Origin of the sequence: Microbacterium sp. RG1, from assembly GCF_005347485.1 — a bacterium.
GTDB lineage: Bacteria > Actinomycetota > Actinomycetes > Actinomycetales > Microbacteriaceae > Microbacterium > Microbacterium binotii_A.
Genome location: NZ_CP034121.1, coordinates 1,154,340 through 1,180,326 on the forward strand (window position 1 = coordinate 1,154,340; position 25,987 = coordinate 1,180,326).

Annotated in this window: 24 protein-coding genes; 9 read left to right on the forward strand and 15 right to left on the reverse strand. The window is 68.8% G+C overall.

Annotated elements, in window-relative coordinates; genetic code table 11:
• Positions 1 to 6 precede the first annotated feature (6 nt).
• The 5 genes from EHF32_RS05555 to EHF32_RS05575 are packed head-to-tail and all read right to left on the reverse strand — an operon-like array spanning position 7 to position 4,816.
• Positions 7 to 1,647 carry a M1 family metallopeptidase gene (locus EHF32_RS05555; RefSeq protein WP_137417205.1) on the reverse strand — a complete coding sequence of 547 codons (1,641 nt, stop codon included), beginning with the start codon at positions 1,645 to 1,647 and terminating at the stop codon, positions 7 to 9.
• Positions 1,648 to 1,652: 5 nt separating this feature from the next.
• On the reverse strand, positions 1,653 to 2,999 hold the full coding sequence (locus EHF32_RS05560; protein WP_137417207.1) for a DUF2207 domain-containing protein: 1,347 nt from the start codon (positions 2,997 to 2,999) through the stop codon (positions 1,653 to 1,655).
• A gap of 32 nt (positions 3,000 to 3,031) precedes the next feature.
• Entirely contained in the window at positions 3,032 to 3,685 is a 654-nt protein-coding gene (locus tag EHF32_RS05565) for a formylglycine-generating enzyme family protein (RefSeq protein ID WP_137417209.1), read from the reverse strand.
• Between the two features lie 52 nt (positions 3,686 to 3,737).
• Positions 3,738 to 3,965, reverse strand: a complete 228-nt coding sequence (locus EHF32_RS05570) for a hypothetical protein (RefSeq protein ID WP_137417211.1) — start codon at positions 3,963 to 3,965, stop codon at positions 3,738 to 3,740.
• Entirely contained in the window at positions 3,962 to 4,816 is an 855-nt protein-coding gene (locus EHF32_RS05575; RefSeq protein ID WP_137417212.1) for a CPBP family intramembrane glutamic endopeptidase, read from the reverse strand. Before EHF32_RS05575 ends, EHF32_RS05570 begins: the two co-directional genes overlap by 4 nt.
• Positions 4,817 to 5,034: 218 nt before the next feature.
• Here EHF32_RS05575 and EHF32_RS05580 point away from each other — a divergent pair, with 218 nt between their 5' ends.
• From EHF32_RS05580 to EHF32_RS05605, 6 genes are all read left to right on the forward strand, one after another.
• Positions 5,035 to 6,534 (forward strand): amino acid permease, encoded by a 1,500-nt coding sequence (locus tag EHF32_RS05580; RefSeq protein ID WP_137419138.1) that lies wholly within the window; start codon positions 5,035 to 5,037, stop codon positions 6,532 to 6,534.
• Positions 6,535 to 6,647: 113 nt separating this feature from the next.
• Positions 6,648 to 7,664, forward strand: a complete 1,017-nt coding sequence (locus tag EHF32_RS05585; protein ID WP_137417213.1) for a phosphodiester glycosidase family protein — start codon at positions 6,648 to 6,650, stop codon at positions 7,662 to 7,664.
• A gap of 3 nt (positions 7,665 to 7,667) precedes the next feature.
• The gene (locus EHF32_RS05590) at positions 7,668 to 8,822 is read left to right on the forward strand and encodes a bifunctional glycosyltransferase family 2/GtrA family protein (protein WP_137417215.1); all 1,155 of its coding nucleotides are present in this window, start codon (positions 7,668 to 7,670) and stop codon (positions 8,820 to 8,822) included.
• Entirely contained in the window at positions 8,819 to 9,460 is a 642-nt protein-coding gene (locus EHF32_RS05595; protein ID WP_137417217.1) for a DUF4956 domain-containing protein, read from the forward strand. Before EHF32_RS05590 ends, EHF32_RS05595 begins: the two co-directional genes overlap by 4 nt.
• A complete protein-coding gene (locus EHF32_RS05600; protein WP_238343799.1) occupies positions 9,457 to 10,299 on the forward strand; it encodes a polyphosphate polymerase domain-containing protein in 843 nt (280 codons plus the stop codon). The genes EHF32_RS05595 and EHF32_RS05600 overlap by 4 nt, the downstream gene beginning before the upstream one ends.
• Entirely contained in the window at positions 10,284 to 11,834 is a 1,551-nt protein-coding gene (locus tag EHF32_RS05605) for a carbohydrate-binding domain-containing protein (protein WP_137417218.1), read from the forward strand. The genes EHF32_RS05600 and EHF32_RS05605 overlap by 16 nt, the downstream gene beginning before the upstream one ends.
• A 62-nt stretch (positions 11,835 to 11,896) precedes the next feature.
• On the opposite strand, the gene EHF32_RS05610 is transcribed toward EHF32_RS05605, so the two are convergent.
• The 7 genes from EHF32_RS05610 to fepB form a co-directional block, all read right to left on the reverse strand.
• Positions 11,897 to 13,375: a glycoside hydrolase family 28 protein gene (locus EHF32_RS05610; protein ID WP_137417220.1), complete on the reverse strand. Its 1,479-nt coding sequence runs from the start codon at positions 13,373 to 13,375 to the stop codon at positions 11,897 to 11,899.
• A 60-nt stretch (positions 13,376 to 13,435) separates the two neighbouring features.
• A complete protein-coding gene (locus tag EHF32_RS05615; RefSeq protein WP_137417221.1) occupies positions 13,436 to 14,311 on the reverse strand; it encodes a siderophore-interacting protein in 876 nt (291 codons plus the stop codon).
• Entirely contained in the window at positions 14,308 to 15,429 is a 1,122-nt protein-coding gene (locus EHF32_RS05620) for an LLM class flavin-dependent oxidoreductase (RefSeq protein ID WP_137417223.1), read from the reverse strand. The genes EHF32_RS05615 and EHF32_RS05620 overlap by 4 nt, the downstream gene beginning before the upstream one ends.
• Positions 15,426 to 16,247, reverse strand: a complete 822-nt coding sequence (locus EHF32_RS05625) for an ABC transporter ATP-binding protein (protein WP_137417225.1) — start codon at positions 16,245 to 16,247, stop codon at positions 15,426 to 15,428. The genes EHF32_RS05620 and EHF32_RS05625 overlap by 4 nt, the downstream gene beginning before the upstream one ends.
• Positions 16,238 to 17,317, reverse strand: coding sequence for a FecCD family ABC transporter permease (locus EHF32_RS05630; protein WP_192900700.1), 1,080 nt, complete (start codon positions 17,315 to 17,317; stop codon positions 16,238 to 16,240). The genes EHF32_RS05625 and EHF32_RS05630 overlap by 10 nt, the downstream gene beginning before the upstream one ends.
• Entirely contained in the window at positions 17,314 to 18,354 is a 1,041-nt protein-coding gene (locus EHF32_RS05635) for a FecCD family ABC transporter permease (RefSeq protein WP_137417227.1), read from the reverse strand. The genes EHF32_RS05630 and EHF32_RS05635 overlap by 4 nt, the downstream gene beginning before the upstream one ends.
• 61 nt (positions 18,355 to 18,415) lie before the next feature.
• Positions 18,416 to 19,411: a Fe2+-enterobactin ABC transporter substrate-binding protein gene (gene fepB, locus EHF32_RS05640; RefSeq protein ID WP_137417228.1), complete on the reverse strand. Its 996-nt coding sequence runs from the start codon at positions 19,409 to 19,411 to the stop codon at positions 18,416 to 18,418.
• Positions 19,412 to 19,554: 143 nt separating this feature from the next.
• Here fepB and EHF32_RS05645 point away from each other — a divergent pair, with 143 nt between their 5' ends.
• Positions 19,555 to 21,006 (forward strand): helix-turn-helix domain-containing protein, encoded by a 1,452-nt coding sequence (locus EHF32_RS05645; RefSeq protein WP_137417230.1) that lies wholly within the window; start codon positions 19,555 to 19,557, stop codon positions 21,004 to 21,006.
• Positions 21,007 to 21,225: 219 nt separating this feature from the next.
• Here the strand turns inward: EHF32_RS05645 and EHF32_RS05650 are convergent, their stop codons facing one another.
• Genes EHF32_RS05650 through EHF32_RS05660 form a run of 3 tightly spaced genes read right to left on the reverse strand, consistent with a single transcriptional unit; the run spans position 21,226 to position 24,096 of the window.
• Positions 21,226 to 22,197, reverse strand: a complete 972-nt coding sequence (locus EHF32_RS05650; RefSeq protein WP_137417231.1) for a FecCD family ABC transporter permease — start codon at positions 22,195 to 22,197, stop codon at positions 21,226 to 21,228.
• A complete protein-coding gene (locus tag EHF32_RS05655; protein ID WP_137417233.1) occupies positions 22,194 to 23,234 on the reverse strand; it encodes a FecCD family ABC transporter permease in 1,041 nt (346 codons plus the stop codon). Before EHF32_RS05655 ends, EHF32_RS05650 begins: the two co-directional genes overlap by 4 nt.
• Positions 23,212 to 24,096 (reverse strand): siderophore-interacting protein, encoded by an 885-nt coding sequence (locus EHF32_RS05660; protein WP_161594061.1) that lies wholly within the window; start codon positions 24,094 to 24,096, stop codon positions 23,212 to 23,214. The genes EHF32_RS05655 and EHF32_RS05660 overlap by 23 nt, the downstream gene beginning before the upstream one ends.
• A 64-nt stretch (positions 24,097 to 24,160) precedes the next feature.
• On the opposite strand from EHF32_RS05660, the gene EHF32_RS05665 reads away from it, so the two are divergent.
• Both EHF32_RS05665 and EHF32_RS05670 read left to right on the forward strand, forming a co-directional pair.
• Entirely contained in the window at positions 24,161 to 25,177 is a 1,017-nt protein-coding gene (locus EHF32_RS05665; protein WP_161594062.1) for an ABC transporter substrate-binding protein, read from the forward strand.
• Between the two features lie 64 nt (positions 25,178 to 25,241).
• Entirely contained in the window at positions 25,242 to 25,964 is a 723-nt protein-coding gene (locus tag EHF32_RS05670) for a TetR/AcrR family transcriptional regulator (protein ID WP_137417239.1), read from the forward strand.
• Positions 25,965 to 25,987: the final 23 nt, after the last annotated feature.

The window sequence follows — 25,987 nt, forward strand, 5'->3', positions numbered from 1 at the left end:
CAGGGCTCAGGCGTCTCGCTGCGGGTCGCGCGCCCGCATCCAGGCGCGGTTGTCGGGTCGCCGGGGTGCAGCGACGGGCCGCACCGCGACAGCCGCGGCGATGGCGGCGACCAGAGCGAGACCGCACGCCGGCAGTTGCAGGGCCACCTCGGGCCAATCGGCGGGGATGTCGGCCGTGGCCCACACGCCCACGATGATGGCACCCAGTGCGGCCGCCGGAGTGAGCCACCAGAAGACGTCGCGGACGAGGCCGGGTGACATCTGGCGGGTTCCTCGCACGCGCCAGACGATGACCGCGGCGACACCCAGGATCACCGCGACGGAGGCCGTCGAGAGCACGATGATCGTGGGAAGCGCCCACGCGAACTGCTTCGCGTCACGCGCGGCGGGATCGGTACCCGCCCACGTTCCGGCGGGGAACTCCATGAGGATCCCGAGATCCGAGTAGAGGCTGTCCGTGGGGTAGCCGTACTCACCGTGGGTGACCTCGAACGAATGCACACGCGCATCCGACGAGGTGTCGTCCGACTCCGTGATCGTCCCGCCCTTCGCCCCCGAGGAGGGCGGGGGTTCCAACTCGCTCTCGAGCGTGCCGAACGGGTACGACGAGTCCTTCCAGTCGCGCGAATCCTCGGATGTCGCGGGGTCCTCCCGCAACCAACCGGCCGCGAAGGCCTGCTGCGCCACATCGTCGTCCACACGCACCGAGACGGTGACCGGATCGGGCTTGGACGGGTACGTCCACCCGCTCTCCCACCCGTCCACCAGTCCCGCCCATCGGATGCGGTCGACCCGCTCCCCCTCTCGCCCCGATGCCCGCGACGCCTCCCCCGCCACGGCCGGCGAGGTGTAGGTGTAGCGCACCTCGACCTCGCCCCTGCCGCTGCGCACCTCGGTCATGGCGGTCGTGATGGTGCCGGCGTCGTCGCGGATCGACAGATGGAACGGTACTGCCTCGCCGTCGACGCGCACCTCGTCGACCTCCAGGCCGAGGGACTGCCCCTCGACCCGGGCGAGGACGGGGGTCGCGAACTGCGGCACGCGGGCGGACTCGTCGTCGAAGTCGACGACGGTGGTCTGCACCACGTCGAGACGCGGCTTGTCGCCGTCCGCGCTGAGGCGCGCCTCGACGGACACGCTGGTGACCTGCGTGTAGAGCGTGCCCGCGTCCTCGAAGTCCCACCGGTCGTACGTGCTGAGTCGAAGGTAGGGATTGGGCATCACCGCGGCGATGCCCACGGCACCCGCGACGATCAGGAGCGCGGCGGCGCGCACGAGCAGACGCGGCCATGAGAGGAAGTCCGTGGTGCGCCATGCCCGCAGCTCCGCGTCGCCGCCGAGCTCCCGCTCGACGAGCGCCGAGACGCGGCGTCCAGCCTCCCGCGGGTCGGCCACGACCACGGCGTAGGGCAGCAACGCGTCGTCGAGCGTGGTGCGCTCCAGCGCCGACGTGCGGCGGGCGTAGACGTCGATGCCCGCCAGATACTGCCGTGCGAGAGCGCCCTTTCGGGTCAGCGGCCGGGCGGAGACGGCGAGCCACAGCACGACGGCGGACACCGCCAGCGAGACGAGGACGAACACACCGGGCCACCAGATCACGGCGAGCGTCTCCTGGTGCGAGAGCTGACGGATGATGGCGAGCTGCACCACCGTCAGCGCGAGCGGCGCTGCGATGAACCAGTCGCGGACGAAGCCGCTCGGAATGCGTCGGAACCCCTCCGCGATCTGGCTCGGTCGAGCGGGTACCCCGCGCGCGCCCGGAACCGGTCGCCCACCCGACCGGTCCGCCGCGCCGCGCGTCCCGCGGCGATCAGGGCCGTGCGTCGGGCGGAGCGCCGCGTGCCGCTCACCGCATCCAGGGCGAGCGCGAGCTCACGGGTGCGCGGCCGACGCACGATCTGGACGGCCTGTGCGACGGAAACACCCTTCGGCGGATCGTCCTGCGCGACGTACCAGGGGCGACCGCGGGCATCGCTCCACGCCACAGCGCGGGCGGCGATGGCGAACGGCAGCGTGAGAAGCAGGATCGCGAGCGGCAGAAGGGGCCCGAAGGTCTGCACCAGGAACAGCCCGGTGGGCGGCGGCATGGCGAAGGTGCCGGCGGGGAAGAGCATCCGGAACCACGCGGCCGCGTGCGGGGGGACGTTCTGGTCGACGGCGAATCCGTACACCTTCTGGCCCGGCGGCGCGTTCTCCTCGGGCTCCAGCCAGTCCGTGCCGCTCACAAGCGTCCACGCGACACCGCCGGAGGGTTGACGAACGAGCAGCGCGTCGAGCTCGTCCGGCACCGTGACGCTGACGTCCAGCGCCGCGAATCCCTGCGGCCAGTCCGGCCCGAACACGCTCCACTCCAGCAGATCGACGGCGTCGCCCGTGACGTCATCGGTCGATATGTAGGCGAGGTCCTGGATGCGGTAGCGCAGCACGAACTCGTGATCGCCGCTCAGCCGTTCACCGGTGTCGAGCACGAACGTGAGTCGGTCCCCTCGCTCCCGCAGGCGGGGCTCGACAGCGACGCCGTCGATCGACGCCGTCACGTCACGCGGCGCGAGGTCGTGTCCCTGGTACTGCGTCGACAGCACGCGCCGGATGCCCGACTCATCCACGTCGTCGGGGAAGAAGGCCGTGATCGTCTCGACGACCTCCGCCTGCAGCCGGCCCTCATCGTCGCGCGTCAACGTGTAGTCGACGTCGAAGTCCCGCGCGATCCAGGTGTCGGTGGCGTTCTTGGCGGAGTCGGTGATCTCCTCCAGCCCCAGCGGCGGGTTGATGACCGGCCCCACCAGAAGGAAGGCGGCGACCGCCGTGACCACGAGCCAGAAACCGCCGATCGCCATGCGAAGCGGCCGACCGCCGTGAGAGCGAAGCCACCCCTCCCACCGCACCAGCCACCGCGACAGCAGTGCCCAGAGCGGGGTCGGCCGGGGACGGTCATCGGCGAATCGCTCTTCGCCGTCCGCGCGCGGGGCGAGCTCCCCCGGGTCCTCCTCGCCGCTCATCCGACCCAGCGTAGGGGGTCGCGGAGGGTGCGCTACGCCTCTTGTGGACCGCGGGCCAGGCGCATCCCGATGTCGTCTCCGCCCGCATCCGGCAAGGCGCCGCGACGCGTCGAGGCCCTGGCACTGAACGCATCACTCGCGAAGCTGCCGCCGCGGAAGACCCGACGATCGTCGTCGCCCGACGGGTCGAGGAGGTCCCAGCACCACTCCCACACGTTGCCGAGGGTGTCGAAGAGTCCGTTGAGGTTCGGCATCTTCCCACCCACCGGCTGCGGACGAGTCGCTCCGTCCGCCGCCGTCCATGCGACCTCCGTCAGGGGGCCGTAGTGCGCGGCCGTGGAGCCGGCGCGGCACGCGTACTCCCACTCAGCTTCGGTCGGGAGGCGGTAACCGTCGGCATCCCGGTGCCAGGTGACCTCGGCACCGTCGAACCCGTAGGCGGAATCGAGTCCCTCCCACTCGGATGCGGCGTTGCACAGTCGAACCGCGCGCAGCCAACTGAGGTGGGTCGCGGGCACCCGCGGGCGGCGCACCTCGATACCGAGAAGCTCCGCGAGCACCTCCTCCGTCACGGGGTACACACCGATCTCGAAGGCGCCGACCTCGACGGTCCGCCGCGATCGTCCGCGCGCATCCGAGATCACCACCGCCCCGGCATCGAGCGCCCGCATCTCGATATCGACCATCCCGCCACCCTACGTCGGCCCTGGGCCGGCGGATTCTCCGCGAGAGGGCGGGCTAGACGATGCCGCCGATCATCGCGTCGCGGCGCAACTGATCATGGGTCGCGTGGAACTTGCCGTCCGGCGTCCACCACGCCTCGTGGCCCGCGGCATCCGGATGCTGCTCGACGACGGCGGGCCAGTGCTCCTTGATGTTCTTGAGGTAATAGCGGAGCTCGCCGCCCACCGTGCGCTTCTCGACCTTGTCGGATGCTTCGAGCTGTTCCTTCGTTGGCTCAGTCATGGGGTGAGCATAGGGGCGCGCACCGGGCTGTGGCGAGCGTCTCGCCACAGCAGCCAGGCGCAGACGAGCCCCTGCGCCATCACGATCGCGCTGATCGTCGACGCGATGACGCCCGCGGATTGATCCGCGGCTGTCAGTAAGTCGAATCCGGCGTGCAAGATCAGCACCGGCACGATGCTCCAGCGTGCACCTTGAGCCATCCAAGACAGAAGGAACGATCCCGTGATGAGCGCGAGGATCCAGCCGATGATCCCCGCACCCATGGCGGTGTAGGTCGGATTGAAGAGGAACGCCGGAGCGTGCCAGCCGATCCAGACCGCGGCGACGACCAACGTCGCCCAGAACACCGACATCCGGCGTGCGAGGGCGGGCAGGAGCCACCCGCGCCATCCCGACTCCTCCCCCAGCCCGAAGGTGAGAACCCACACGAGCGCCACGAGCGGCCAGGCAAGACCGGGCAGCTTTTCTGTCGCACCGAACTGTGAGGCATCGGGCCAGGATCCGGACACCACCGCGGCGACGCCGTATCCGACGACGACGTAGACCACGGGCATGCCGATCGCGGCGATCCACCACCGCGCGGGGAACCGCACGGAGAACGCGCGCCGCACCCACCGCGCCAGCTCCGCGGGTCCGCCCTCCCAGAGGGATGCGGCCACCGCGCCGCAGGCAGGTCCGAGCGAGCCGAGGAAGAACGTCCACGGCACCGTGGCGAGCCCGCCTTGCTGCGCCTCGACGGCCAACGGTGCCCACACGATCCACGTCACGCCGAACGACACGCACAGGAACACCGCAACACCGCCGCCGCCGCGGCGTGCGGCGGCGTCCGGGATGCGGCCCGAACCGGTCATGTCTCCAGTGCACACCCTATCGCTTCGCCGCGCTTCGGCCGCGCGCCGGGAAAATCCGTCGACCTGCGCCGACGGAATCCGTCGCGCGCCGCCGGTCGAGTACCACTCCTGTGCGCAGTTGTACACACGGCGGGACACACCCTGCGCACGCCGTCGACGGCGGATATCCTCCCTGAGTGGCTTCGGACGCCACGGAATCCGTCGAAAGCGAGCACCACGTGAGTCTTCTCCGCACCAAATCGGTCGAGCAGTCCATCGCCGATACCGAGGAACCGGAGTTCCGCCTCAAGAAGTCGCTCAGCGCGCTCGATCTCACGGTGTTCGGCGTGGGAGTCGTGATCGGCGCCGGAATCTTCACGCTCACGGGGCGCGCCGCGCACGAGGTCGCCGGTCCGTCCATCGTCATCAGCTTCGTGATCGCGGCGATCGCGTGCGGCCTCGCGGCCATGTGCTACGCCGAGTTCGCCTCGACGGTGCCGGTGTCGGGTTCGGCGTACACGTTCTCCTACGCGTCTCTCGGAGAGTTCTTCGCCTGGATCATCGGGTGGGACCTCATCCTTGAGATGTTCCTCGGCGCCAGCGTCGTCGCGCAGGGATGGAGCGCCTACCTCGGCGCCTTCCTCGAGCAGCTCGGTATCGTGCTGCCCGAGCAGCTCTCGTACGGCGGTGCGGTGGACGTGCCCGCGATCCTGCTCGTTCTCGTGCTCGGCGCACTCATGACGATCGGCATCAAGGAGTCGCTGCGCGTCAACCTCGTGCTCGTCGCGGTCAAGCTCTTCATCGTGCTGTTCGTCATCGTCGCCGGACTCATGTTCGTGAACCCCGCCAACTACGCCCCGTTCGTCCCGCCCGCCGAGGCGACCGCATCCACCTCCGGACTCACGCAGCCGCTGCTGCAGTTCCTGTCCGGCATCGAGCCGGCCACGTTCGGCGTCGGCGGCATCCTCGCCGGTGCCGCTCTCGTGTTCTTCGCCTACATCGGGTTCGATGTCGTGGCGACGACCGCCGAGGAGACTCGGCGCCCGCAGCGCGACATGCCCATCGGCATCATCGCCTCGCTCATCATCTGCACGATCCTCTACTGCGCCGTGGCACTGGTGGTCACCGGCATGGTCTCCTACCGCGATCTCGACCCCGCGGCCGCCCTCGCCAACGCGTTCGCGTACCACGGCCAGTCATGGATGGCGACGGTCATCTCGGCCGGCGCGGTCGCGGGGCTCACCACGGTCGTGCTCACGCTGCTGATCGGTGCGACGCGGATCATCTTCGCGATGTCGCGCGACGGTCTGCTGCCGCAGAAGCTCGCGCGCGTGCACCCGCGCTGGCGCACCCCGTGGGTCATCTCGATCGTGGTGACGATCGTCGTCGCCGTCGTCGCGGGGGTCACGCCCGTGGGCGTCCTCGAGCAGATGGTGAACATCGGCACGCTGTCGGCCTTCGTGCTGGTCTCGGTGGGTGTCGTGGTTCTTCGTCGCACACGTCCCGATCTGAAACGCGGGTTCCGTGTGCCCTGGAGTCCCGTGCTCCCGATCCTTTCGGCGCTGATCTGCACCTACCTGATGCTGAACCTCTCGGTCGAGACGTGGCTGCGCTTCCTCATCTGGCTCGCCCTCGGCGTCGCGATCTACTTCGCCTACTCCCGTCGGCACGCGCGCGTCGGCACCGGCGACTTCCTGAACCCCGCGACGCCCCGGGTCGTGGCGCCTCCCGAGAAGTGAGCGTCTCCGAGGACGCCGCGTCCTCGGAGACCACAGCGGACGCATAGCGTCGCATAGCCCCGTCGACGCTGAGACATGGGTCGCACAGGCAACCGCCCCGTATCCATGGAGGCATGGCCCCCAAACGTCGACCTCCCACCGCCGACTCGTTCGCCGACGGCGCGCGACCCACGAACCGACGACGCAGACGATGGAGCAAGCGCTCCCGACGCGTCGTCGTAGCCACCTCGGTGACGCTGGCCCTCACCGTCGGGGGCGGCGCGTGGTGGGCCGCGGATCGCTTCCTCATCCCCCACGTCGAGATCTCGGACGTGTCCGCCTACGAAGCGGAGCATTCGACGGTCACCGCGACGACGGAGGCGTCGTCGCCAGCGACCACCGTACTGACCGACACGCAGTACAGCGCCGGGTCCACGACGGTGACGATCTCCACGGTCACCGAGGGCAGCGGCTCCGACACGGTCACGTACTACGTGGCGGACGTGGTTCTGGGAGACGCCACAGATCTCCGCTCCGCGTTCGCAAACGATCAGTTCGGCGAGAACATCATCGAGACGACGAGCGCGATCGCCGAGGACAACGATGCCGTCTTCGCCATCAACGGCGACTACTACGGCTTCCGTTCGACGGGCATCGAGATCCGCAACGGAGTGATCTACCGCGACGAACCCGCCCGCCAGGGACTGGCCTTCTATACGGACGGCCATGTCGAGGTCTACGACGAGACGCAGACGAGTGCGCAGGCCCTGCTCGATGCCGGAGTGTGGAACACGCTGAGCTTCGGACCGGCCATCGTCCAGGACGGGCAGACCGTATCGGGCATCGAGGACGTGGAGATCGACACGAACGTGGGCAACCACTCGATCCAAGGCGATCAGCCTCGAACTGCGGTCGGCGTGATCGATGACAACCATCTCGTGTTCGTGGTCGTCGACGGCAGGCAAAGTGGCTACAGCGAGGGCGTGACCCTTCCCGAGCTGGCCGACATCATGATCTCGCTCGGCGCGACCACCGCGTACAACCTCGACGGCGGTGGTTCGTCCACCATGTACTTCAACGGGCAGGTGATCAACTCGCCGTCGAACGGGGGCGAACGCGGCACGAGCGACATCCTCTACGTGGCGGGCTGAGTGATGTATGTGTTGATCCCGTCCTTCGAGCCCACAGCGCAGCTCCCCGAGCTCGTGGCCCGGCTCGCTCAGACAGCTCCGGAGCTCGACGTCCTCGTCGTCGACGACGGGAGCGGACCCTCCTCTGCTGCGCTGTTCGATGCGGCGCGCGCCGCAGGGGCCGAGGTGATCGCGCACGAGCGCAACCGAGGCAAAGGCGCCGCCCTGAAGACAGGGCTGGGGCACATCGCCGCCCACGACCCGCACTCGGCCGTCGTCACCGCCGACTCCGACGGCCAGCACACGGTCGCCGACATCCTGCGCGTCGCCGAGACGCTCCGCGCCGACGCGGATGCCGGCGGGGCTTCGCTGATACTCGGCGTGCGACTCTTCCGCGGACGCGTGCCGCTGCGCAGCCGCGTGGGCAACGCGGTCGCCGGTGGGCTGTTCCGCGCCGCCACCGGACGGCGCATCTCCGACACCCAGACAGGACTGCGCGGCATCCCCGCGGCGCGCATCGCGTGGGCACGCCGCATCCCGGGCGAAGGATTCGAGTACGAGCAGAGGATGCTCCTGCGCCTCGCGCCGGATGGCGTCCACCTCCGTGAGGTTCCCATCGCCACCGTGTACCTCGACCGCAATGCGTCCAGTCACTTCCGCCCCGTTCGCGACTCGCTGCGCGTGCTCCTTCCGGTGCTGCTGTTCGCCGGATCCTCGTTCGCGGCCTTTCTGATCGACACCGCCGTGCTGTTGGTCATGGAGGCTGTCACCGGCTGGCTCATCCCGTCGATCATCGTGGCGAGGATGCTCTCGGCCACCGCCAATTTCCTGATCAACCGACGGGCGGTCTTCCGTGCTCGAGAGGGGGCGATGGCCGGCCAGGCGGTCCGGTACGCGCTCCTGGCGGCCGCTCTGCTCGCCTCCAACATCGCGTGGATGTCGTTCCTCACGAGCGCCGGGTTCGCGGTGCTGCCCGCCAAGGTGGTCACGGAGTGCGTGCTGTTCGTCCTGAGTTACGGCGTCCAGCGCAGCCTGGTCTTCGCCCGGGCGGATGCGGATGTGCGCTCATACGAGGCGCACAGCGATCGGAGAGATTCCGCTGAAGCGGTGGAGACGGATCGCATCAGTGCGATCGGTGGAATCGAGGGCATAACGACCATCACAGGGAGAACCCGATGACGCCCATCGCCTTCGCGCTCGTCGCGACCGACATCCTCGCCGCCGTCGCTCTGAGCGCCATCTATTTCCACCGGCACCGCCGTCGCGACCTGGTCGTGGCCTTCCTCGGCGTCAACGTGGGAGTGCTCGCCGTCGCGTCGGTACTCGGGACAGCGGAGGTCGCGCTCGGGCTCGGACTCGGCCTCTTCGGCGTCCTCTCGATCATCCGGCTGCGCTCGAGCGAGATCACGCAGCGGGAGGTCGCGTACTACTTCGCGGCGCTCGCCCTCGGCCTGATCTGCGGTCTACCCCACAGCGAGCTCGCCGCACCGATCATCCTCGTGGCTCTCATCGTGTCGGTGCTCGCGATCGCAGACCACCCCCGCGTCCTGTCGCGAGCGCGCCATCAGGTCGTGCACCTCGATCGCGCGATCGCGGACGAGATCGAACTGCGTGCCGAGCTGGAGAACATCCTCCACGGCGATGTGACCGCCCTGACCGTGCAGCAGCTGGATCTCGTCGACGACACGACACTGGTCGACGTGCGCTTCCGCGCCCGGCCGGCTGCGCAGGCGCCATCCGCACAGGCGCCTGCTCGACGGCAGTCCGACACCACACACGGTGCGACCTTCGCCGATATCGTGGGGGGCACCCAGTGAGCGTCGGCACCGGACTCGATGCTGTCGTCGCGGCGCTTCCCGCGGTCGATCTCGACACGATGACAGCGGACGCGGCTCTGCTCAGCCGGGTGGATCGCAAGTACGTCGTACCGGTAGAGGATGCGCGACGACTCCTTGCCTCGGTGGGCGAGATCGCGGGAGTTCCGGCGGCGTTGGAGATCGACGGCCAGCGCGAGCTCACCTACCGTTCGGTCTACTTCGACACGCCCGACCTGCTCAGCTACAGGCTGGCTGCGCGGGGACGTCGCCGCCGATTCAAGCTGCGTACCCGCACCTACATCGACACCGGCGCCGCGTATCTCGAACTCAAGACACGCGGCGCGCGTGGACTCACGCTCAAGGAACGAGGCGCGTACGACCCGGATGAGGCCGACCGTCTCACGAGCGATGCGCGTGAGGAGGTGGCCGTGGCGTTCGGTGCCATCGGAGTGGACCCGGCACGGGCGGATGAGCTCGACGCGAGGATGCAGACGATGTACCGGCGGGCGACGCTGCTCTGGCCGGGCGGCGCGGGCGCTGCCTCGTCGCGATCGACGATCGACACGGATCTGCGTTGGGTCGACGCCGACGGCGAGGGCTTCACGCTGCCGCGGTTCGCCGTGATCGAGACCAAGACCGATGGGAGGCCCGGGGCGCTCGATCGTGCCCTCTGGCGCGCGGGACACCGCCCCCAGCGCATCAGCAAGTACGCCACCGGGATGGCGGCAATGCGCGTGGAACTTCCCCGCAACCGGTGGCACCGGGTCCTGTCCGGAGCCTTCGCCTCCTCGACCGAACTCCGCACTGATCGAAAGGACGCGACATGCGACGCCGACTGATTCCCCTCACGCTCTCCCTCGGGCTCGCCGGTCTGGTCCTGGCGGGGTGCGCCGTGACGACGCAGGCGACCACCACGTCGCAGGCGACGACCTCGACCACGGAACTGATCTCCGACGTCGATCCCGCGATCCCACAGGCCGCCGCCGAGCTGCTGGCAGCGAACGCCGACGGCACGGTCGTCACGGACGACGAGTGGAGCCTGGCCGATGCCGTCTCGATCACCCTCTCGGGCAACACAGCGTCGACCGATGCCGAAGGGGTGGACATCTCCGGGTCGACCGTGACCGTCACCTCGGCGGGTGTGTACCGACTCTCGGGCGAACTCGCCGGACAGGTCGTCGTCGACGCTCCGGACGACGCACTCGTCGTGCTCGTCCTCGACGACGCGACGATATCCGCCGTGAACGGGGCGGCCATCCAGGTCGTCGGGGCGGACGATGTCGCGGTGAACCTCGCCGGCGGCACCACGAACTCGGTCACCGCCTCCACATCCTCCGAAGACGAGGCCAGCGCGGCGATCTATGCCGACACCGACCTGACCATCTCCGGGACGGGATCATTGTCCGTCACCGACACGGGCAACGACGGCATCTCCGCCACCGACGATCTCGCCGTCATCGGCGGCACGATCACGGTCGAGGCTGCGGATGACGGGTTGCGCGGCAAGGATTCGCTCGTGATCTCGGCCGGCGCCATCACTGTCACCGCAGGAGGCGACGCGCTCAAGAGCGACCAGACCGACGACGCCGCCCGCGGTTACGTCTGGATCACCGGAGGCACGCTCGAGGCCACGGCAGGCGATGACGGAATCGACGCTCAGACCGACGCGATCATCACCGGCGGAACGATCGAGCTAGCTGCGGACGACGACGGCATCCACTCCGAGACCGCGCTGGCGATCGCCGGTGGCTCGATCACGATCAGCCGCTCATACGAGGGCATCGAATCCGCCGACATCCGCATCGCCGGCGGCGCCACCGAGGTCAATTCGTCCGATGACGGGCTCAACGCCTCCGGGAACACGTCTTCGGGCGCCGCGGGCGGTGGCGGGATGAGCGACAGCGGGGAGACCCTCACGATCTCCGACGGCACGCTCCTCGTGAACGCCGACGGCGATGGGCTGGATTCCAACGGCACGATCGAGATGACAGGTGGCACGGTGACCGTCTACGGTCCGACCGCGCAGAACAACGGGGCGCTCGACTCCAATGGCGGCATCACCGTGTCCGGCGGCGTCCTGGTGGCGATCGGCAGCAGCGGAATGGCCGAGTCGCCGGAGGAGTCTTCGCCGCAGGGATGGCTTGCGGCGAGCGCGAACGGATCGGCCGGCTCCACGGTGGAGATCAGCGATGCCTCGGGCGCGGTGATCGCCTCCTACACCGCCACCAAGACGTTCGCCTCGGTCGTGTTCTCATCGTCCGACGTGACAGACGGCGAGAGCTACACGGTGGCCGTCGACGGCTCCACGACGACGGTGACCGCCGGGCAGGCCGCCGCGGGCGGAATGGGCCAGGGAGGAGGCGGACGACGGTGAGTGAGACGGGTGCCCGCGGACTCTCTGCTCCGTGGGCACCCGCACGCCTACGTAGGGATCGATCAGAGCGGCGGATAGGGCGGGAAGCCACACGATCCCGCCTGGGGCGCACCCGTACGGCTCGACGCATTGGAGACATGTACGTCGCCATCGCTCGAGTCCAGTTCGGCCCCGCCGAAGACAGCTCCGGATGCGGTGATGTCCGCGTCGGAGGCCTGAACCGCGCCGGCGTCGACGTCGACGTTCTCGAGTCGCACGCGCAGCGGGTGCGCGGCGTCCGCCCCCTTCAGCACCGAGGTCGCTCCGTGTGGCGAGTTCGTGGCGCGCAGATCCGACACGACGATGTCCTGGAACCGGGGGACGTTCGGACCGTTCGTGCCCCCGTAGAACGGATCGATGTCGATCGGCGCCTTGACGGCATCGACGCAGATGCGCCGATACGTCACCTGCTGCACGACACCGCCGACCTTGGGCGAGCTCTTGATCCGGATGCCGGTCGATGACGCACTGACGTTTCCCAAGGCGTCGGTGCCGCTGACGGTGTCGTCGGCGACGAGCACGTCGCTCACGCCGGCCGTCGTCTCGCTGCCGATCGAGATTCCGTGGGTTCCGAAGAGGTGGTTCCCGAGGATCGAGATGTGCGCTGACGGTTGCGAACCGGCCTTGATGGCGATGCCGTCATCCCCGTCCATGATCCACGAGTCGGCGATGGTGACATCCGTCGCGCCGGCCGGATCGATCCCGTCGGTGTTGCGTGCGGTCGCGGGTGTCTGGATGCGCACTCCCCAGATGGTGAGCCCGTCGGCGTTCTGGAAGGAGACGTGAACACCGGGGGCGTCGACCAGGTCGACGTCGTGCAGGGTGACGTCATCCGCCTTCGACGCTTGGACGAGCCGTGGCACGTTCTGGATCCCGTGGCCCTTCGCCGCCTGTGCGAGGTCCCACCAGCTCTGCTGCGCGCCCCACATCGTCTGTCCGCCGCGTCCGTCGACGCGGCCCTGGCGCCCTGCCGCATCGGGTGCCGACGTCAGACCGGTGTGCGCACCGGAGAGAGTCAGCAGCGGCGCGCACCCGCCGCCGCTTCTGCCCACCGTGCCGCAGGCCTCTCGACCCGCGATCTGGTAGTCGGCGGGATTGCGCGAGGCGTAGAGCGTCACGGAGGAGTCGAGCACGAGCACCTCGCCCTGCCGAAGCGTGAGAGGTGCCGTGAGGAAATCCGCGAACGGTCCGGATGCGGCCAACCGCACCGCCACGACGGAGTCGCCGGTCTGCGCGCAACCGTCCAGCGCTTGTTGGATCCGTACCGTGTCCGGCGGGGTGGCCTCATCGGTGTCGTCGGCAGTGCCGTCGGTCAGGGTGAGCTGGGCGGTGACGGTGGCGCACGTCTGAGCGGGGGCCGTGGGTTCCGAGACCGCTCGGCGATCCCCTGAAGCGAGCGTCGACGGGTCCGGCGTTGCGAGGCCCCGGAGAGCCGCGCACCCGCTCACTGTTGTCAGGGCGAGGAGCACACCGATGGCGACGGCGAGAGATCGGTTCGACACGCCGACACGCTGCCAGGAAGGTGTATGCGTGGGCCGAGTGTCAGCGCCCCGCAGCTCTGATCACTCCTCGTCGCCGTCGGCTTTCGCGTGGTGATCGAGATTCGCGATGCCGCGCTTCCAATATCCGTCGACCTCGACACGCTCCTGGGGCAGACGGAGTTCTCCTCGCAGGTACCGACGTATCGGAATCAACGAGGTCGCCTCGCCTGCGACGAAGACGAATGCGGGCTCCGCGTCGGTCAGCGGCACCGCTCTGATCGCATCTTCCAGCGGCGATGCGTAAGCGCTTCCGCCGCGGTGAACCCAGCGAATGTCTGCCGCGACTCCCGGCCGAACTCTCAGCGGCTGCTCGTCTGCGACGTCGTCGACCTCGACCACCGCCGTGACTCGAGAGCCCACCGGCGCTTCCTCCAGCGCACGCATGATGACCGGTAGCGCCGTCTCGTCTCCCGCGACGAGGTAGCGTTCATGCCTCACCGGGAAGAGGACATGCCCTCGCGGACCGAGCTGGCCGAGCTGATCACCGGGACGCGCTCGCGCCGCCCAGGATCCTGCGACCCCATGCGGGTGCACGACGAAATCGACGGTCAGCTCCCCCGTTCCGGCGTCGAAGCCGCGCACGGTGTAGTCGCGGAAGAGCGGAGCCCCCGCATCCGGCGGCACCTGCCACCCGCGCTCCGTGATGACAGGAACGACGAGGATGCCGGTGCGCGGATCGGGGAAGAACAGCTTGATGTGGTCGGCCGGCGCGAAGAGACGGAACGGGAACCCCGTGCTCGGATCGTCGAAGCGGAACGTGATCCGCCGGTAGCGCGGGGTGAGCTGGTGCACGCGGGCAACGCGAAGAATGCGACGGCCGATCGTCGGCAGCACTTCGACACGCGTTCCACGCTCACGGTTCGGCCGTGCCTCGCCGACACCCGTCGAGTCACTCATCCTGCTCCCTCACTGTCGGCCGTGCGCACATGTCGCGGACGGAAGTGGGCTGTCGGCGTCTCAGAGACGAGTCCGAGCTCGCGCAGACGCGGCATGACCGCATCGCACAGAAGCTGGACCGAACGCCAGGATCCGATCGGGAAGGCGATGAACCCGTCGATCGATCCGGCGCGCGCCCTCGCCGCGATCGCGGCGACCGCGTCAGCGGCTGTACCCACCACCGACCAGTGGGGTCCGACGGCGGGGCGGCCGTAATCTGGCGGGTAGGTGTCGCGTTCGATCTCGAACGCCTCCTCGCGGCTGTCGGCGAGCAGGAGGCTGAGGCCGGGGAGCAGGCGCGGCCGTCGGGCTCGCCCCGTGAGGGCCGCCGCGTCATGGATAGCGGCGCGCTGAGCTGCCGCTTCTTCCGCGTGGATGGCTGCGGCGAACATCGCGTCGGCCCGCCGGCCCGCCAGCGACACGCTCGCCTCACCGGCTCCTGCAACCATGAGCGGAAGAGGACCGGCGGAGGGCGCCGGCAGCGGCAACGGCCCCGCGACCCGGAAGTGCGCGCCGACGTGATCGCTCGCCCGGATGTGGTCGACGTCGATGAGAACGCCCGCTTCCCGATCCGCGATGAACGCGTCTGTGCGAAACCCGCGACGCAACGATTCGACGAGATCGATGAGCTCCTCCGCGCGCTGCCACCGCTCGGCGGAAGTCGGCGGCCTCGGAGACGTGAACTGCGTGTCGCCGCTGCGCGACGTGACGACGTTCCATCCGATCCGCCCCGGTGCGAGGTGTTCCAGCGAGACCAGCTGACGCGCCACCGTGTACGGTTCCGCGAACGTGGCCGACACAGTGGTGATCAGTCCGATCCTTCGCGTCGCGACCGCCAATTGCGCCGCCTGCACGATCGGGTCGAGTCCGAAGTGTGCAGGATCGCGTCCGATCGTCTCCAGCGGAAGGGTCAGAGCGTCCGGTCGGAACGCGATGTCGAAGCCCGCCGCCTCCGCCATGACCACCGCCTCGACGATCGGCCCGCCCGAGAACAACTCCTCCACGCGCGAGTCGGCGCGGCGCCACGCCGCCGCGCGCATCCAGGTCGGCGCCGTCGAGAACCCTGCGAGCAGACTCACTCAAGAACCTCCCGGTCGATCGACTCCACCGGCGCGATGGGTACCACCATGGGGCTGCCGGTCACCGGGTGAGGCTGGACCAGAGCGCGGAGACCGAAAGCCTCGGCGACGACCTCTTCGCTCATGACGGCCGCGGGCGCGCCGCTGCGGAGTATGCGACCGCCCCGCATGACGATGAGGTGATCCGCGTATCGGCAGGCTTGGTCGAGGTCGTGCAGGACGAGCACGATCGTGCGCTGCTCGATGCGGTTGAGCCGGCGACACAGCTCGAGCACCTCCATCTGATGCGCGATGTCCAGATATGTCGTGGGCTCGTCCAGAAGCATGACCGGTGTCTGCTGCGCCAGCAGCATCGCTATCCACACCCGCTGACGCTGTCCGCCCGAGAGCTCGTCGATCGCTCTCTCACGCAGTCCGTCCACGCCCGTGGCCCGCATGGCGCCGTTCACGGCATCCGCATCGTCCGACGACCATTGCTGGAGGAATCGCTGATGCGGAAAACGCCCTCGTGCCACGAGTTCTGCCACCGTCACACCGTCGGGCGCGGACGCTGCCTGAGGCAGGAATCCGAGCCTGCGGGCGAGCTTCTTCGGCGACATACCTCGGACGTCCTCGCCGCCGAGCAGTATCCGTCCAGCGGACGGGATGAGAAGACCCGCGAGAGCTCGCAACAGCGTGGACTTGCCGCAGGCATTCGCCCCCACGATGACCGTCACTCGACCCTCCGGCACCACAGCATCGAGCCGATCGACGATTGTGCGCGTCTGATAGCCGAGCGTGAGGCCTCGCGCTTCCAACGAGTTGTCGATCACCGCCATCCCCTCCCTTCGTCCGTCCCACGGCGGGGAACAAGCAGCCACAGCAGATACAGACCTCCCACGACGCCGGTCATCCGCCCGACCGGCACCGCGAAGCCGACGGGCAGAATCTGAGTCACGACGTCCGCGACGAGCAGGAGAACTGCCCCCATCGCGGCAGCTCCGACCGCGGGCGGAGCCTGGGCGCGCAGGAGTCGTCGCACCAGCTGCGGCGCGGACAGTGCGATGAACGCGATCGGTCCGACGGCGGCGGTCGCTGCCGCCGCGAGCGTCACCGCGCAGAGGATGAGGGCAAGTCGGGTGCGCTCGACGCGGATGCCGAGTTGGGCGGCGATGTCATCGCCGATTTCGATGAGACCCGCCCGACGTGCGAGCACGACGACGACGGGCAGCAGCGCGGCCACGACGATCAGAACGGGGATCGCGTGAGCCCATTGCCGAGCGTCGAGAGAGCCGGAAAGCCAGAGGTTGGCCTGGCTCGACGCGTCGATCGTCCCCCGCACCAGCAGCAGCCCGTTGACGGCGGATGCCACAGCGCCCACTCCTATCCCCACCAGGATGAGCTGGCGGCCGGTCACGCCGCCGCTCCTGCGCGCAAGGACGAGGACGAGCCCTGCTGTGACCGCGCCTCCGAGAACCGTGCCGATGGCCACCTGCGTCGGTCGAGCGCCGAAGAGCACGATCTGAACCAACGCCCCGGTCGCCGCACCCGTGGTGAACCCGATGACATCGGGCGAGCCGAGCGCGTTGCGCGCGAGCGACTGGAAGATCGCACCGGACACGCCCAGCGCCGCACCCGCGCCGATCGCGCTCAGGACGCGTGGGAGCCGTACCCCCTGCACCGCTCGTATCGTCCTCGGTTCTTCGCCGATCCCGAACACCGCGGGCAACACCGCATCCCAGGCGACGGGCAGGCTGCCGACGGTCATCGCGAAGCATGCGACGAGCACCGAGAGCACCACCAGGGAGGACGTGATCAGGATGCCGCGCGGGCCGACCAGCACTGTCAGGCCCCCGAATCGCACGGCTCGGCGCCCCCCGGGCGCACGAAGCGGGGTGATCTCCCTCATAGCGGATCCACCCGTCGACGGCGCACGAGGGCGACGAAGAACGGGCCGCCGAGGATCGCGACCATTATCCCGACGCCCACCTCCCCAGGAGGAGCGACGACACGACCCAGGATGTCCGCGATCAAGACGAGGGCGGCGCCCAGCAGCATGGCGACGGGGAGCATCCGACGATAGTCCGAGCCCACGACCCGACGCGCGGCGTACGGCGCCGTCAAGCCGACGAAGGCGATGGGCCCCGCTGCCGCGGTGGCACCACCGGACAGCACGACAACAGCAAGCCCTGCGCACCCCCATACGAACGCGGGCCGCGCCCCCAGAGAACGCGCGGTCTCGACACCGAGCGACAGGGCGTTCAGGGAGCGGGACAGGCCGACAGCGATGAGCACTCCCGCGCCGATCATGAGCGCGGCGGGCCAGAGGACGTCGGCGTCACGCCCCGCCAGCGAACCGACGGCCCACGCACGGAATCGGTCGAAGACCATATCGTCTCCGTTGACGATCACGACCTGCGCCAGGGCACCGAGCACGACCGACAGGGCTGCGCCGGCCAGCACCAGCCGAACGGGATCGGACCCCCGACGCACCCCGCCCAACATCATGACGAGGAGCCCGGCGCATGCGGCGCCGATCAGGGCAGCGGCGAAGTACGCCATCGGCGTGACGATTCCCAGAACGGCGATCGAAACCGCCACCGCGACGGCGGCGCCCGCATTCACTCCGAGGAGACCGGGTTCCGCGATCGGATTCCGGGTTAGGGCCTGCATGACGACTCCGGCAGCACCCAGCGCCGCCCCCACGAGCACCGAGAGCACCGCGCGGGGAATCCGTCGATTGAGGAGAAGAAGATGCGCGTCGTCCGTCGGGTCGAAAGACGACACCGCGCCCCACAGATCGCTCGGTGCCAACATGTGCACGCCGATGAGAGAGCTGAGCAGGACGAGAAGGGCGACACCGAGCACCGCACCAATCGTCACCATCGCGGTGCGATGGGTCGCCGCTCGTGCGAGTGCGGCGGGCCGCGCGATGTCAATCGTCATGAGGTGTATCGCAATGGGTCGGTCCGGTCGGCCGCGCCGCGAGCGCAGCCGACCGGAGGAATCAGGAGAACAGATCCTCGACGTGCTCGACGATCTCTCGCGAGCTGTACGGATCCATCCGGAAGGAGTTGACACCCAGGCCGTAGACCCGGCCGGCGGAGACCGAGGGCAGATTGGCAAGCACCGGATCATCCGCGAAAACCTGAGCCTGCGCGTCGTCGGCCGCGAGGATGAACGTGGTCTCGCTCGTCAACTGCAGCAGGTTCTCGTACGTCGCCCACACGAAATCGGACCGCTGCTGCGCTTGCGTGTGCCAGGCGGGGTTCGGGTCCTCGACCGTAAACCCCAATGACTCGAGCAGGTCGGCGTGCGACCCGCCCTTCCTCGCGATCGGGTTGTCCTGCCCGGAACCGTTGAACGAGATGACGTTGACGGTGCCCTCCGGCACCGTGATCGCCGCAGCGGCATCCTCGACGAGCTCGTTGAACGAGGAGATCGTGGTCTCCGCCTCCTCCTCCAGCCCCGTGGCCTCCCCGAGCTCGACCGCGAGATCCTGCCAGGTCTGCGCGCCGTAGTCGACGACGATCGTCGGCGCGACGGACTGCAGGTCGGCGACCTGGTCGGTCAGCGCGTCACGGCCACTCGTGGCGACGACGATGAGGTCGGGCTCGGCGGCCAGCACGGCCTCGAGGTCGAATTCGCCGACGCTCCAGAGGTTCTCCACGCCGCGCTCGTCGGCGATGTCGGCCCACTGATCGAACCAGACACCGCCCACTTGGGACCCGCTCGCAACGACGGGCGCATCGATCGCCAGCAGCGTGCCGGTCACCGAGACAGCGGTCGAGAGCACCCGCCGCGGCTGCTCGGGAATCTCCGTCGTCGAGCCGTCTGCGTTCTCGAAGACCCTCGGCCAGGATTGCTGGGTCTGCGAGAAGTCATCGCTCTGCGACGGTGGGGCGGATGGATCGCCCGCGCATGCGGTCAACGCGAGAACCGCGCTCGTGACCAGCACGACGGGCGTGATCGCCCAACGTCGTGCATGAGTGTGTGAGGACATGGGTTCCTTCCAATGAGAGACAGGTGTCAGCGCAGGATGCCCTCGGCATGCGCAGTGATGCCGGCGGGACGCGGAGCTCGGGCACTCCTCGTAAGAGGTTAGGGTTGCCTTAGTTGTCTCAGTGAACTCAGATCGGCGGATCCTTGTCCTCACTCCTTCGACTTGACCTCAGCCGTCTGCCCTCCGGCCCGACCCGCGTGGAACTCGACGCGACCTCCCCCGTCGCGGTGTGGGTCGTGACGGGCAGTGCCGACGTGACGACGGCATCGTCGCGCCGCTCACTCTCCGCCGGTGAAGCGTTGTGGCTCCCCGCGGGCGCTCGCGCCACGGTGCGGGGCACGGACGGCGCCTGCATCCTGCCGATCCGCGCCCGCGACGAGCCTGAAGCCGGCCCGACGAGCGCCATCACGATTGCTGTGCCGCCCGCGGCTCGACGTGCGCTCCTCTCCCTCTTCACTCGCAGCCTCGGCCCCCTCAACGGCGACGGTGTCCCCGCAGCGACCCTGATGAGCGCGTTGGGAAGGTCTCGCACTCACGTCGACCCGCCGCGCATGCCCAGATCTCGGGAGCTTCGCCGCGTCGGCGACACCCTGATCTCCGAGCCGACGCGAACACTGCGGCAGATCGCCGCCTCACACGGTATGAGCGAGAGCGTGATGATTCGAGGATTTCGGGCGGAGACCGGATGGACGCCGGCGAGGTGGCGGGCGCGTCGTTCTCTCGCCGGCGCGGCGGAACTGATCGCCGGAACCGGTCGAGTGTCGGCGGGGCTGTCGGCGACGGCCTACACGAGCCCGCAGGCCTTCACACGCGCATTCCGCCGGGAGTGGGGGGTCGCACCCAGCGCTCTGCTCGATCGCGCTCTCTCGCGCACTGCACCGCCCTCGCGCACGGGCGACACGCTCGGGCCCCAGCGAAACGGCTACCACGTCGTCTGCTGGCTGGCCGCCGGCACGGCGCGTCTCTCGATCGACGATCAGACCGTCTCGCTGGTTCACGGCGACGTCGCCTGTCTGCCGGCGGGCCACATAGTCGGCTACCGCACAGAACCCGAGTCCGCGCTCATCCCCCTCGGTTGGCTCCCGGGCGGGGCGCCGATGAGTTCGGGACTCATCGCGCGCGTCGACGATGCCGCAGCGCCCGCCCTCCTGCGCCTCGCATCCTGGACGTATGCGAGCGTCTCGCCACTCGACGGCGGCGACGCCCGGCACGCTTTGGAGGCGATGCTGGGTCTTCAGGAAGTGCGAGCCGCACGTGAGGAGGTGACTCGTGCCGCCTACACCCTGCTCGAGGAGCTGTCGAACGATCCCGCCGACGACGCATCCGCCGCGGAGCTCGCGAGGCGCATGGGCGTGGGCGCCGCCGAGCTACGCGACGCCATCGACACGCTCACAGGAACGAGCCTGCCGTTGTGGCGCTCTCGGATGCGGATGGCGTGGGCACGACGACTCCTTCGCGAGGGCGCACACGCCACGCAAGTCGCGCACCGACTGGGCTATTCCGATCCGGCCTCGTTCAGCCGCGCCTTCGCGCGCGCGCACGGCTGCCCGCCGGCGACGTACCGCCGGCGTGAGATCGCCGAGCGCACCGAGTGACGCGGCGCTCGGCCTCGGTCAGCGCTCCGCCGGAATCCACCGCCGGTATGATCACAGGTTCGACAGCGATGCCGCTGACCCCGGCGAAGCCCACACGGGCACGTCGACGACGAACGCGAGCCGATCGAGCGCCTGCGCCAGCGGAACCGGGAACGCGGTGGTCGAGCAAGCGCCTGCTGATCTCCGCGGGCTGCCTGTCTCACTGACGGGAAGAACGGCTCATCGACGAAGCAGCATGACCATGAGGTAGACGCCACCGAGCACCGTGGTCACCAATCCGGCCGGCGGGCCGCCAGGGAGCATGTGCTGGGCGATGAGGTCAGCGATCGCGAGCAGCACGGCAGCGACCATGGCCGACAGAGCGAGCGGCGTCTCCGAGGTGCGCGTGAGTGCACGCGCGATCGGCGGGGCCACGAGGGGCAGCAGGCCGATAGGGCCGCACACCGCGGTGGCGATCGCGGCGAGGGCGACAGAGATCAGGATCAGCTGCACACGGAGCGAGCGGGGAGCTGCGCCGAGGCCGGCGGCGAGGTCGTCTCCCAGAGCGTGTACCCGAAGGCGACGCACGGCGAGCCCGCACAGCACGGCACCGAATGCCAGCGCCGCGCCGGAGAGCCACACGGTGCTCCAAGTCGAGGCTGCGAGAGAACCCGCGCCCCACGTCGCTGCAGCCATCGCCGACTCCAGCGAGGCCGACACCACGATCCAGCTGTTGATTCCTCCGAGCAGGGCCGCCAAGGCGACGCCCGCGAGAAGAAATCGACTCCCTTCGCGCTGCGATCGCGATCCAGCTGCGGTGAACAGAACCGCGGCGGCCAGGAGAGCACCCGTGAGTGCGGCGGGAGCCATATACAACCACTCCGCGCCGAGGAGGACCACGAGGATCAAGACCGCGGTGTACGCTCCTCCGGATATCCCGATCAGGTCGGGCGACGCGAGGGGGTTCCGCGTCACGGTCTGCAGCAGAGCGCCGCTGAGCCCCAGACACGCGCCGACCGTCAACGCGGCTGCAGCTCGAGGGACACGCCATTCGAGGACGACAGTGCGCTCGAAACCCTGGATCTGCCCCGTCAGAACACCCCAGATCTGGTCGGGCGGGATGTCGTAGGTGCCGAGGAGAGCGCCCATCACGAGTGTGATCACGGCGATGGCGACGACGGTCGAGTAGGCGCAGAGGCGAATGAACGTCATGTCAGGCTCCGGGTTCGACGAACGATCCACAGCAGGAACGGCGCGCCGACGATCGCGGCGACGATTCCCGCGGGCAGCTCCCCAGGCCAGAGCGCGACCCGCCCCACGAGGTCGGCACCCAGCAGGAGCGCAGCGCACAGGGATGCCGAGAGGATGTACCTGCAGCCGGGGCTCAGCCCCAACCTGCTCGCGGCGAGTGCAGCCGCACGCGCCGCGATGAGTCCCACGAAACCTATCGGCCCCACGAGCGCGGTCGCGGTCGCAGCGGCGATGGCGACCGCAACCACCGCCAGGGCACGTGTGACGAACAAACGCGTTCCGAGTGCGCGCGCGAGATCATCGCCCAGCAGCGTGACCTCCAGAGGACGAGCGATACACATGGCGAGCGTGAGCGATGCCGCGACCATCACCGCTCCGTACGACGCGGACTCGACCGGTACACCGACCATCGAGCCCGACAGCCAGCTACGCATCCCGTCGAACGCCTCGGGCACGGCCAGCATGATCCCGGTGGTGATCCCCGTCAGCACAGCGCTGAGCGCGACACCGAACAGGATCAATCGGGTCGGCGAGTAAAACCTTCCGCTCAAGCCGATGACACTGACGAGCCCTGTCGCGACGAACGCTCCGGTCAAGGCCCACGCGCTCTGGGCGGCGAAGTCGGCGGCGAAGCCGCTCGCCATTCCGATCGCGATCATGACCGTCGCGCCCGCGTTCGACCCGAGCAGCCCAGCATCCGCGACGGGGTTACGGGTGACAGTCTGCAGCAGAGACGCCGCGAGCCCGAGACCGAGTCCGGCGATGACCGCGGCGAGCGTGCGCGGCAGGCGGATCTCTCCCACGATCGCCCGGAGTTCCAGCTCGGAGTTCCCCGTAAGCACCCCGAGAACCTCGACGGGGCTCGTCGGTCGACCCCCGACGAACAGACCGACGAGGACCGCAGCGACGACCAGTGCCAGCGAGGCGGCGACGACGACAGGCCCGCGTGGGGCGCGGCGGGCGGCGTGCCGACGCTCAGTCGTCGACGTCGAAGTCATCGAGCACTGTCATCCGCGGGTTCAGCGCGAGGGCTTCCTCGTATCGTTGCAGGCGAGCTTCGTCGATCTGGGAGCTCGTGCGCCCGCGCCGCCAGTAGCCGAAGACCTGCACGTCTTCGCGCCGCATCTCCCGATCGCGTCGGAAGTGATCGCGGATACGCCGCATCTCCTGGTGTTCGCCACAGGCCCACACAGTGATCGGTTCGGGATGCACGGCGCTCGCCTCGATCGCCGCATCCACGAGGCGCCCGGTTGTCCCCGGCGCCTCGGGGACCGCACGAGGCAGCCAGTGGATCTCGACGCCCTGCGGGCGGGGGATCTCGTCGATCACGGCTCGGTCGGGAGTCTCCGCCCACACAAGGCCGGGGTGTGCTTCCGGCCAGTCGCGAAGGATCGTGGTGAGCGCGGGAATCGCCGTCTCGTCCGCGAACAGGAGTGCGGGACGCCCGTCGATGAACGAGGGGCAGAAGTGGGGACGGGGTCCGAGGATTCTGACCGAGGTGCCGCGGCGGACGCCGGACAGCCACTGCATCACGGGGCTATCCCCCGTATGCCGGACGATATCGACGTCGATGAGACGTCGAGACCCGACCTCTCGATACGAGCGCACCGTGTAGACCCGGGAGACCGTCGATGAGCCGTCGACATCCGGAAGCTCCAGTCGAAGAGCCGGATTGGTGGCCAGCCATCGAGACGCATCCCCCTCGTGGTCCAGGAGCGCCTCCAGACGCACGACGGACGGAGCGACGTCGATGATCGTCGTGATGGTCATCATGCCGTGATTGATGCCTTTGCGATGGTCCGGGTGCTCCAGCACGCGGCGGTGTCGACCGCCGTACACGACGGGGATGGGATCAGTCATTCGAAATCTCTTCATTAGTGCAATAAGGTTGCCCTTACCTTACCCCTATCCCGAAGGAAGAGACATGCCAGGCATTCAGCACCGCGTGATGAAGGTGATCGCGCTCACCCTCGGCGCGGCCACAGTGCTCTCCGGATGCGCGTCGAACGTCGCCGAGTCGAAGCCCACCGCCGCGAGCGAGGGGGCCATCGTCGTCGAGCACGCCTACGGCACCCTCGAACTCGGCTCGGCACCCGAGCGGGTGATCACGCTCGGTCTGCTCGAGACCGACGTCGCCGTGAACCTCGGCATCACCCCCGTGGCGATCGCCAAGTTCTTCGCCACGGCGGACGGGGTTGCTCCGTGGCTCGCCCCCGAGCTCGACGACGTGCCCGAGATCATCGACACCACCACGACCGGCGCGAACGGCGCCGAGCTCGATGTCGAGTCGATCGCGGCGCTGAAACCCGACGTCATCATCGCGACGACGTACTCGCAACTCAGCCAGTACTACGACCAGCTGTCCGCCATCGCTCCCGTGCTCGGCCCGTCCGACAAGAACTATCTGCAGCTGCCCTGGCGCGATCAGACGCGCGCGATCGCAGCGGCGCTCGGGCTCTCGGACGAGGTCGAGGCGCGCATCGATCTCGTCGAAGAGCAGCTCGCCACGGCAGCCGCCGACAACGCGGTGACAGACGGGCACGACTACACGCTCTCCCTCGGTACCCCGGATCAGATCAAGGTGATGAACGATCCGGCCGACGCCAGCGTCGAGGTCATGAACGCCTTCGGAATGACCTTCAGTACCACGGCCGCTGCGCTTCCCGGCCTCGGCGACGGCTCCGGGTCTGCGGGCGTCTCGGAGGAGAACATCGCCGCGCTGGACGCCGACATCGTGATGATCGGATACTTCGGAGCCGACACCCGGACGTTCTGGGAGAGCTCGACGCTGTTCCAAGAGCTCTCCGCTGTGAAGGACGGCGGATACATCGCGATGGACCTCTCTGACAGCACGGCTCTTCGCAATCCCTCGCCGCTCTCGATCCCTTACGTGATCCAGAGCGTGATCGTGGAGCAGATCGTCCCAGCGCTGCAAGGCTGACGCGATCGCTCGCCGGGCGTGAGCGATCATCACGCCCGGCACCCCGGCTGAAAGGATGGGGATCATGGTGCCAGAACCCGCTCAGCCCCGTCGCGGTCGACCTCGAAAGATCACACGCGAGGCAATCGCCGACGCCGGGCGCAGGCTCACGCTCCCGAAAGCGACGCTCACCGATGTCGCGAACGAACTCGGCGTGGGCGTGCGGGCGCTGTACAAGCACACCGAAGGGATCTCCGATATCCAGGTGATCACCGCCGAAGCGATCTTCGCGTCGTGGGAAGCCCCCGCTCCACAGGGAGAACCCCTCGCGGAGCACCTCTTGAACGTCGCTCTCTCGCTTCGCGCCCTCGCCCTCGAGAACCCGGGGATAGCCGGCTTCCTGGTGCGAGCATCCACCGAGATCTCTCCTGCGGTCGTGCGATCGATGGATGCGCACCAGCAGTCGGTCGCACAGAGCTATGGCCTCTCGCTGGCACGCAGTTCCGTGCTGTTGGGCCTGGTCGCCGAGCACGCCCTCGCGGTCACCGACATCGTGAACGCGAGCGGCGGCCGCCGGCGCGATCTCGCACGGATGTCCGAGGACCAGAGGTTTCCCGCGCTGTCCGCCGCAGCCCGACGCAGTGAGGTACGAGACCCGGCGGGTTCCTTCGAATTCGGCGTTCGCGCACTCATCCAAGGGCTGCTCGAACTCACGGCGGACATAGACGACGTAACGTCGAACGAAGGAAATGACACACATGAACGATCTGTTCACACGACGCCGGCGGAGAGCAGCCCGACCGACTGAGGCAGCGTCGGCAGGGACTCTTG